The organism is Psychrobacter sp. Ps3, from assembly GCF_022129275.1.
Lineage (GTDB): Bacteria > Pseudomonadota > Gammaproteobacteria > Pseudomonadales > Moraxellaceae > Psychrobacter > Psychrobacter submarinus.
In genome coordinates this window covers 1-8,989 of record NZ_JADQAL010000058.1, presented here as the reverse complement: position 1 = coordinate 8,989, position 8,989 = coordinate 1, and the positions used below count along the sequence as shown (strand labels likewise).

The following is an 8,989-nucleotide window of genomic DNA, read 5'->3' as shown; positions in this document are numbered from 1 at the left end:
TTGATAAACTAGTAGCTATCAGCAGTGCGCATTTGTGAATGTTCAACACGCCCTAGATATTGTTAAAATAGTGCCTTAGTATATTTATACATAAAGCAGTTTAGGATATAGCAAAGTTTGTTATAGTAGCTTGTCAAATAAGTATCGCGGTATAGGTAACGATTTTTTAGAAACAAATTTGAATGCCAAAAACGATAGTAGATGTTAATCACTAAATCCTGACAACCCCAACGGAGACTATTCATGTCGAATAAATTATTAGATCTTATCGAATCCTCAAATGCGAAATGGGTGGATTTTCGCTTTACCGATACTCGCGGTAAAGAGCAGCACATCAGCTTTCCAGCGCATAGCGTTGACGAAGAGGTGATGGAAGATGGCAAAATGTTCGACGGCTCATCCATCGCAGGCTGGAAAGGTATCGAAGCGTCAGATATGATCTTGCGCCCTGATCCAGAGACCGCTTTTGTTGATCCGTTTTTTGATGCAGTGACTGTCGTTGTGACTTGCGATATTATTGAGCCCTCAACGCTACAAGGCTATGATCGCGATCCACGCTCTATCGCACGCCGCGCTGAAGAGTACTTAAAGTCGACTGGTATTGGTGACACGGCTTACTTCGGTCCTGAGCCTGAATTCTTTGTATTTGATGATGTTAAGTGGTCAGTTGACATGTCTGGCGTTAGTCATAAGATCACGGCTGAAGAAGCGGCTTGGTCAACCAATGAGACGTACGAGTGGGGCAACATGGCGCATCGTCCACGCGTTAAGGGCGGCTACTTCCCAGTACCACCAATCGACAGCTCGCATGATATGCGTTCTGTTATGTGTGAACGTATCGAAGAGATCGTTGGTGAAGGCCGCGTAGAAGTTCATCATCATGAAGTGGCTTCTTGCCAGTCTGAGATTGGTGTTGCATTCAACACCATGGTACGTAAAGCGGATGAAGTTCAGCAGTTGAAATATGTTGTCCATAACGTTGCGCACCAGTTTGGTAAAACAGCGACCTTTATGCCAAAACCAATCGTTGGTGACAATGGTTCAGGTATGCACGTTCATATGTCAATCTCAAAGGACGGCGTAAACACATTCTCTGGTGATGAGTATGCTGGTCTGTCTGAGACAGCATTGTACTTTGTTGGTGGTATCATCAAGCACGCTCGTGCATTGAATGCAATTACCAACCCATCAACGAACAGCTATAAGCGCCTTGTGCCGCATTACGAAGCACCTATCAAGCTTGCTTATTCAGCGTCTAACCGCTCAGCGTCTATTCGTATTCCGCACGTGAGCAGTCCAAAAGCGGTACGCGTCGAAGCGCGTTTCCCAGATCCAACAGCGAACCCATACCTAGCATTTGCCGCGCTATTGATGGCAGGTCTTGACGGTATCCAAAACAAAATGCATCCAGGCGAAGCGGCTGACAAGAACTTGTATGACTTGCCACCAGAAGAAGAAGCACAAATCCCAACGGTTGCAGAGAGTCTAGATGTTGCACTACAGGCGCTAAAAGACGACCACGAGTTTTTGTTAAAAGGCGATGTGTTCACTAAAGACATGCTAGAAGCGTTTATTGCTTTGAAAGAAGAAGAAGTACAACGTCTGAACGTAACTGTGCATCCTGTTGAGTTTGATATGTACTACAGCTGCTAGTAGCTAGCTGATAAGCGCAACCAATTAAGATAAGCAAAACCAGCTAAGGTAATCTTGGCTGGTTTTTTTGTTCAGACATATTGGAGAGTCTTAAATTTATATCGTTTTTTCATCGTTTCAAAGCAATTACGGTAATGGCCTAAACAATAAAGCATAATAATAACCATCACTATTATCTAGGCTAACCGACTATGACGACTATACTGAAACAAAAATTTGTGATAAAACAATCAGCAATAAGTCTGCTGACGTTTTTTACTATAACAACGGTTGGGAGTTTTATGCTAGCGGCTCATGCGGCTCCTATTTATAAAGTCGTTGATGAGCGTACCGGGCAGGTAACCTTTACCGATAGTCCGCAGTCGTATGAGCAGCAAGCGGACAAGCAGATCAGCCAAACGGGTATCAGTACTGGCAGCACTACTAGCAATAGCAGTAGCGTTAATGCTGCTAGCGGCAACCGCGCAAATACTAGCGTAAATAATAAGCAGACCGGTCAACCGGCAGCAGTACCAAAACCGACCCTGCAAACCGCCGTCAATTACCAGTTGACTATGATTGAGCCTAAAGCTGAGCGCGCTTATCAGCGTCCAGGACAAATTATCACCGTGAATTTACAACTGAGCCCAGCGCTGCAAGCCGGTGATAGCATCAGTATCTATCTAGATGATACTTTGATCTCGCAAGGCATAACCGCATCTATCGCTACAATCGACCTCAACCCAGGAGAGCATACGATTCAGGCGATAATAAAAAATAGCGCAGGACAGATTATCAATCGAATTAGCCGCAGTGTTTATGTCATTCAAAACACGGCAATATTAAGACAAAAACAGCAGCTTGCGCAGCAGCTGCAAGCCTATCAGCAACTGCCTTGGCAACAAAAACTGTTACTGAAACTTCGTCAAAAAGAGAGTATCAATAACGATAGCCAATAAGTTACTGGGCTGAAGTGTGCTGAACTGAAGTGAACTGGGTTTTATTTTCTTATTCAATTTAATTGTCAGGGCGGCTATCATTGAACTACTCATTAATGGTGTGCTATTATTCTTAATAAATCTATCGTGGGTTTAATTGATTGGTCATGTTATTTTTATAATGAATATCGTGACCAATCTTGCAACTTCCAGCACGATATAAAATAATACTGGTAAAGCGCATGAGCTGGTACTCCGACACTCTCATTTGTGCCTAATTTGTTTGTCAAAATATATAATGACAATCCTTATTACTTATTGTCGGAGTTGCAGGAGTTCACCATGCCCACCAGCTCTCACTCGGCAGCTACCCAGTATAGCTGCTCTTCTATATATACTCGCCACTACCAGCCGCGTCATCTGCTAGCTTTGCAAATCATTCAGCAAATACATCAGCTTAAGCTGCGCCCACAACACATCACCCGCATGCTCGGTTATCCGTCCAAGCATACTCTACCTGCCTGCGAGCGCTTGCGGCACGTATTGTCGAACCCCTATTTAGGGCTAGATGGCAGTTATATTGATGGGCGCTTTACAGCGCAGGAGTTTTTAGCCAAGCTGTTCTTTACGGTACAGATCGACTATGAGACAGTCGAAGATGACCTAGCTCACATTCATTATCAACTAAGTATTGAGGCTGATAAGAGAGCGAATACTGACAGTGAAACGGATACTGACAGTGAAACGGATACTGACAGTAGAGTAGATACTGATAATTTGCAGCAGAAGTGCTCAAGGGTAGAGCTAAAGACTGACTATAGTTAAGCCCACTGAAAGCAAGTTAAGTGGGCTTGAAGTATAGAGTAAGAAGGGATGCACTTGACTGCGAACTAAACAATTGGCTGACTAATCAGTCACTTAGTAGCTGACCATAGGTTCGGTGCTAGGGATAGTACTTGCTATGTTAATTCGATCGGCGGTAGCGGAATCAGTTATAGAGAGCGAGATAGGGGCGGGCATAGCTGGAGTCAGCACTTGTCCGCGGCAAACATCATCGCTTGGATCTAAGGATTTGTACTGCTCATAATAGCTGACTGCCAGCTCTTGCATCGCTAGACTAGCGGCTGAGTCATTGGCGTTGACAAAGGTTTCGCGCGCTTGCTCAAGCCAGCGATCCGCCATACGAAAGTGAGAGCCTGAGCTACGAAACCCATGCTCGCAGTGGTCGGCGGCAGCCCACACTAAACTGACCTCACTAAAAGCAAGCTCGCGCGGCGCACTAGCGATACCGCCGCTATTTTTGAGGGCGCTAATATTGGCCCAAAGATCAGGGCGCATCAGTGCTGAGGTCTCAGGAATATCAGTCATCAAATCTAGCTTATCTTCGCGGCCCTCTTGTAAAGCCTGTAAAATCATTTGTGCATCATTAAAAGCGTAGTCACCAGCGGCAGTCGTGCTATTAATACTGTCTTCGTGATTGGCATAATTGAGCCAAGCCTGCGCCTTATAAGCAAAGTACTGCTGCTCGGCGTTCATGCTAGCGAGCTGATACTCTTTTAGCTGTAACTGCATACAAGCGATTGCGCGTTGGCGAGGACTTTGGAAGGTGGTATAGCGAGACGCTGGCTCATTATTATCAGCGTTATCGTTGCAGTAGTTAGCAGTTGTTACTGGACTGATCTTCGCGTTTTCATTGAGCGAGATAGACGCTTGTGCGGAGGTAAGGGTAGTCAGTCCTAGTGCTAGTAGTAGTGAGGATGACAAGCTTACTGAGAGCATCGCTGCTCTCAAAGGTGGGCGTTTATTTACTATAGTAGTCATAGAGCAGACCTTAAATTAAGGTAAAAGTAATGTTAGATGGCTTATAAGGTAGAGTTAGGATCTAAGCGTGGGTTAGTGCTCGTATCATTACCTTTAAATAAGTCTTCGTCAAACTTAAATCGTAATCTAAAGTAAGCGCCCTGCTGAGTCGTGTCGTCATAAGCGATGTCGTCATCTTCAAAGCCCATAAAGTTATAGCCAAGTGATAACCAGAGGTTAGTCATCGGGCTGTAGCCAACTTCAGCGCCAAGCATGTAGAACATGTCATCGGCTTGCTCATTCCAGTAAGTACCTGCCTGTAGGCCAATATCCCAGCGCTCAGTTAAGTCGTATATACCACGACCATATAGAGCATGGGCAGTGTTATCGCTACTGATGCCATCAGCACTAAATTTAGTATATTTACCGGCATAACGACCAGACAAGGTAAGCGGGCGAGTTGGGTGATAGTTACCATTCCATGACCAGATAATCGCATCTTTTTGATAGGTATCGTTGCTAATATTATTATCGTCTAAACGATATTCAAGTTTGGCGAGCATATCGAGCTGATTACTATCATAGTCACGATAAGCTGCGCCTAACTGGAAACGATTGATAGTACGATCACCATCATCATAATCTACTTGTGAGTAGATGTCTTTAGCAAGCAAAGTTATCTCATCAGTGTAGCGGTAAGCAATACCAGCGCTACCGAGTAGCGTATCGCTAGTCTCGCCCCAACGTTTCTCTAAGCGTCCTGAGGCCTTGTAGTTCTCTTGTGCTAAATATTCAACTCCAACACCAGCTGCAGTCGCTGTATTGTTCTCTTCGCCTTCTAAAGACTCAACACGCTCAAATAAGGTGCTTAGGGTCAAGCCTTCTTGCACGTACCATTTGTTTTTGAGGCCAATAGCCGCTTCAGCTTCACGAGCACTGATCGCATCGCGCATACGGTATTCGCTATAGACCTTACCATCTTTCATGTAGTTGGCATCAAGCCCGATGACGGTGCGTTGACGCTCTTCGGTATCGTCAAGGCCGTAGCTGCCAGATAGGCTGTTGATTAAGTCATGACGCGCGTACAATCGACCCAAGCTGCCGATAGGGGTTTCGCCGCCGATGGACGTGGCGTTACGAGAGCTGTTTTCGATATCTTGCTCATACTCTGCAAATACCAAGCTATTATTTAGCTTGGGCAGGCGAGAGGTAATACGAGCACTAACCGTTGTGCCTTCGATGTCTTTATCCGCATTGCTAACACCATTCAGTGCTGACTGGTTGATAATGTCATCGTTAAATAACGTATCGTCAGTGACGTCTACGACATCTGTGGCAGCTTGAGTGTTGCGTGAAGCGGCAGTAGCATCTTGCTTGTAGTAGCGTACGCCAATCTCACCGACGACATTTTCACTCAGACGCTGCTCAATACTGGCTTGTACACCTTCACGGCTCGCTTCGGTAGTATGGTCTTTAGTACGCACGCCTTCTAGTTTAAGCGCGGTCTTTTTATCATTGATGAGATGCGCAACCTCAAAGCCTGACTCTTGACGACCAGCAGTCTGCGGAGAAGCACCAGTGACAAAGCCTTCATCTGTATCATTATAATACGCTTTGGCGCGAGTGTTTTTCTTGTCATCATAATCCAGCTCTACGCGTAGCGCATCGCCGTCAGCGTCTTGAATATCTAGTTTTTCAGCATTGATCTGATTGCTAGGCTGGAAGTTTGGATTATCAGCCTTATTCATTGCATATTCAGCGACCAGCTTTAGCTTGTCATTCATCTTGATAACGGTATTAACACTAGCAAGCTGTTCTTTATTAAGCGGATCATCACTATTGACATAGCTGCCGCCGATAGCGACTTTATCCGTGAGCTGATGCTTAATGGCTACGCCGCCAACCAAATAATCGTCACCACCTTCGTCGACTTCTACCGTGACGCGTAAATAGATAGGATTACCCGCTAAGTCTTGGCTAGCGATAGGCGATTTCAAAAATAAGCTGCGGCTGATTGGGTCAATCTCATAATCCGCAAAACGCGTGAGGGTCTCACGGTTGACGATTAAGCCAGGGTTATTACGGTCGCGAGTGATCACTTCGATAGTTTCAGAGTTCTCTAACACGGCATCGAAGTCTTCAGCTAATGGGTAGGGACCTGAGATACCTAAACCGCGAGTTTCATTAACGCGCTGTGACGTGCTGGTCTCAGCGGCAAAGGCAGTCACACGCGTATTATCATCTTCATACTGGGCTTTTAGGCCTGTCAAAGTACGGTTGTACTGACCAAGCTTGATGCCTTCATCATTATCAATTTGAGTTTTTAGATCGCCGTACATGGCGAACGAGCGGCCTTTATCAACGCGCACATAGAGCTTGCTGGTTGACTGCGCGTCAAAACCTTTGGCTGAAGAGTCGCCGTAGACCGGATAGTACTCACCAGGCTCGATATCACGGAACAGGCGCTCGCCTTTTTTATCGCTGTCATAAGCGAGCGTTAATAGATAATCACCGCGTACTTTGCCTTTTAGGAACATAGCGGCGCGGCCTGAAGCGGCATAATCGTCATTACCTGAGACTTCATGAAGCTCTTCTTCAAAAGCACCTTGAGCATCAGTGATTTGACCGCCATCAAAGTCTTTAAGCGAGATCGCACCTTCGACAATACCGACCGCGATCAGCGGACGTAGCTGCGCGGTAAACTGTAGCGGAATCACTTGTTTTCTGCTACCGGTATCGATGACCAGCTCGCCTTTACCCGGTACGCTTGGCGCGGTGACGGGTATCAGTAGCTCACCACCATTGACGGTAATCTGGGTGCCTGCCGCTTCTTTACTACCGTCTTTTAGGTTGATACTGCCGATATTGGTATCGATAGTAATCGGCGTAGAAGCGACATAAGGACGACCATCACGATCCTTTAGGCTGATGACGATTTGATATTCACTCATGCCATCGGCTGGGACTAAGCTATCTTGAGTACGATAGTCAATCGCTTGCAAGCTATCGGGCGTCAAGACGTTGATCGTCTGCTCAGAGATGACTTTGCCATTGACGTCAGTTGCCACGCCGCGCAAGGTGTTGCTGCCGCGCTTCAAATCAACCGCGTAATAGTCAAAAGCGGTTACTTTTTGCTTTTCTTGCTCGGCGGTTTTACCGATTTGCTGCTCTGATACGGCTTTGCCATTAGCATAAAGGGTAAAGCTGCTGCCTAGTGGCGCTTGTACTTGTACCATTTGCTTATAGCTGCTGGCCTTCGCTTAGATTAATAAAGGCAACATCGTTATTAGCAACCTCTTTTAGAAACTCTTCGAGTACTTTTCCTTTCGGTTGAGTGATAGTATTGACTTTTAGGTCGATACGTTCGTTAGCTGGACTGACCATCTCATTGACGATAGCTGAATCACATTGGATACCTTGATCTAGCGCGTCGTTAGACTTACAGCCGCTGGCATCGACGTTGTCATCGTAATCGCGATCGTAGATAGGCTCTAGATCTAGCTTGCTCTTAATCGCTTGCTCAAGCGCGTTATTTTTTGCGCTGATAGACTTACTACGAGCGATGAGCTCTTCGTTTAGACGCTCAGTGCTATCACCCATACCGCCGACGATACCGAAATCGGCACGGTGCAGTTCGCCATATTTCAAATCGACGAAACGGCTACCAGCATCGCCAGTATTACGGTTGCTTTGAATCACTAGTTCTGTAGCGTTTGGAATAGTGGTGCGATCGACTTTTAACACGTGCGTCTTAGCGCTGACGCCATAGAAGTTATACTTACCTTCAGGGTCGGTGACGATGAAGTTGCCGTTTTCCATATAGATGCGCACGCCTGCGACGCCAAGCTCGCCGTCTTCTTTTTGCTGGATGCCGTCACGGTTGATATCGTGGTAGACCTTACCGATGATGATACCGTCAGTGTTCATCACGCCGCGCTCAACCTCAATCTGCCACTGCGCTTCTCTTGAAACAATACTTTGGCCTTGCTCGTTATTGGCTACAGCGATAGCGCGGTTGATACCGTCGCCGCCTAGTGCAGAAGCACCGACCAATACGCGATAAGTGATCTCTTTAGTCTCATTAGCGCCCAAGTTACCTAAATTAAGGACTTGATATTTTCCTTCAGCTCTAAATTCAGTGCTCTGAGACTGATTGATATCGACACCGTTGTCGGTATTGTTTTTATCGATACGAACGCTGTTCGATACCATGTCAAAGCCACGAGGTAAGGCGTCTTTTAGCTCGACATCATAAGCGGTCAATGTATCGTCATCTAACGTCTGAATCAGATTGTCACTAGGGATAGGATTGGCGTTATTTTGAGTAGAGGCAATGAGTTGATACTTACCAGTGTTTTCCCCCGTTTCTATAGCTTTAAGTGAGTAGCTATCCTTAGTCTTAGATGAAGTGACCGTAACCCATGCTTGATCGCGCACATTGCGCTGCACATTACACTGAGCAAAGCTGGTCTCAATATAGACATCATTGCCAACTTGTGAAGTATCTTTAATCTGGCTATATGCCTCGTCGGTAAAGTCAATCTGAGGTTTAACAATAATTAAACTAGGGGCTGTAGTAGATAAGGATTAAATATCACACCATTTTCTCAAGGTTTTCA

General features: G+C 45.8%; 6 protein-coding genes. 3 read left to right on the top strand and 3 right to left on the bottom strand.

The annotated features are described in order from the left end of the window. The first annotated feature begins 243 nt into the window (after nucleotides 1-243). From glnA to I3248_RS11765, 3 genes are all read left to right on the top strand, one after another. Complete coding sequence (glnA, locus tag I3248_RS11775; protein ID WP_025646623.1) at nucleotides 244-1,653, top strand: type I glutamate--ammonia ligase; 1,410 nt, start codon at nucleotides 244-246, stop codon at nucleotides 1,651-1,653. 281 nt (nucleotides 1,654-1,934) lie between these two features. Then, on the top strand, nucleotides 1,935-2,591 hold the full coding sequence (locus I3248_RS11770) for a DUF4124 domain-containing protein (protein ID WP_238063930.1): 657 nt from the start codon (nucleotides 1,935-1,937) through the stop codon (nucleotides 2,589-2,591). 321 nt (nucleotides 2,592-2,912) lie between these two features. Further along, nucleotides 2,913-3,395 (top strand): hypothetical protein, encoded by a 483-nt coding sequence (locus I3248_RS11765; RefSeq protein WP_238063929.1) that lies wholly within the window; start codon nucleotides 2,913-2,915, stop codon nucleotides 3,393-3,395. Nucleotides 3,396-3,488: 93 nt separating this feature from the next. Here the strand turns inward: I3248_RS11765 and I3248_RS11760 are convergent, their stop codons facing one another. From I3248_RS11760 to I3248_RS12200, 3 genes are read right to left on the bottom strand one after another with little or no spacing between them, the layout of a single operon-like run. Then, nucleotides 3,489-4,391, bottom strand: coding sequence for a hypothetical protein (locus I3248_RS11760; protein WP_238063928.1), 903 nt, complete (start codon nucleotides 4,389-4,391; stop codon nucleotides 3,489-3,491). Between the two features lie 41 nt (nucleotides 4,392-4,432). Continuing rightward, the gene (locus I3248_RS11755) at nucleotides 4,433-7,606 is read right to left on the bottom strand and encodes a hypothetical protein (RefSeq protein ID WP_238063927.1); all 3,174 of its coding nucleotides are present in this window, start codon (nucleotides 7,604-7,606) and stop codon (nucleotides 4,433-4,435) included. A 4-nt stretch (nucleotides 7,607-7,610) separates the two neighbouring features. After that, a complete protein-coding gene (locus tag I3248_RS12200; protein ID WP_238063926.1) occupies nucleotides 7,611-8,807 on the bottom strand; it encodes an SdrD B-like domain-containing protein in 1,197 nt (398 codons plus the stop codon). Nucleotides 8,808-8,989 lie beyond the last annotated feature (182 nt).

Bases quoted from the DNA above. Each gene is read 5' to 3' on its own strand.
- I3248_RS11755 (WP_238063927.1), bottom strand. From the start codon at position 7,606: ATGGTACAAGTACAAGCGCCACTAGGCAGCAGCTTTACCCTTTATGCT.
- I3248_RS11765 (WP_238063929.1), top strand. From the start codon at position 2,913: ATGCCCACCAGCTCTCACTCGGCAGCTACCCAGTATAGCTGCTCTTCT.
- I3248_RS11770 (WP_238063930.1), top strand. From the start codon at position 1,935: ATGCTAGCGGCTCATGCGGCTCCTATTTATAAAGTCGTTGATGAGCGT.
- I3248_RS11760 (WP_238063928.1), bottom strand. From the start codon at position 4,391: ATGACTACTATAGTAAATAAACGCCCACCTTTGAGAGCAGCGATGCTC.
- glnA (WP_025646623.1), top strand. From the start codon at position 244: ATGTCGAATAAATTATTAGATCTTATCGAATCCTCAAATGCGAAATGG.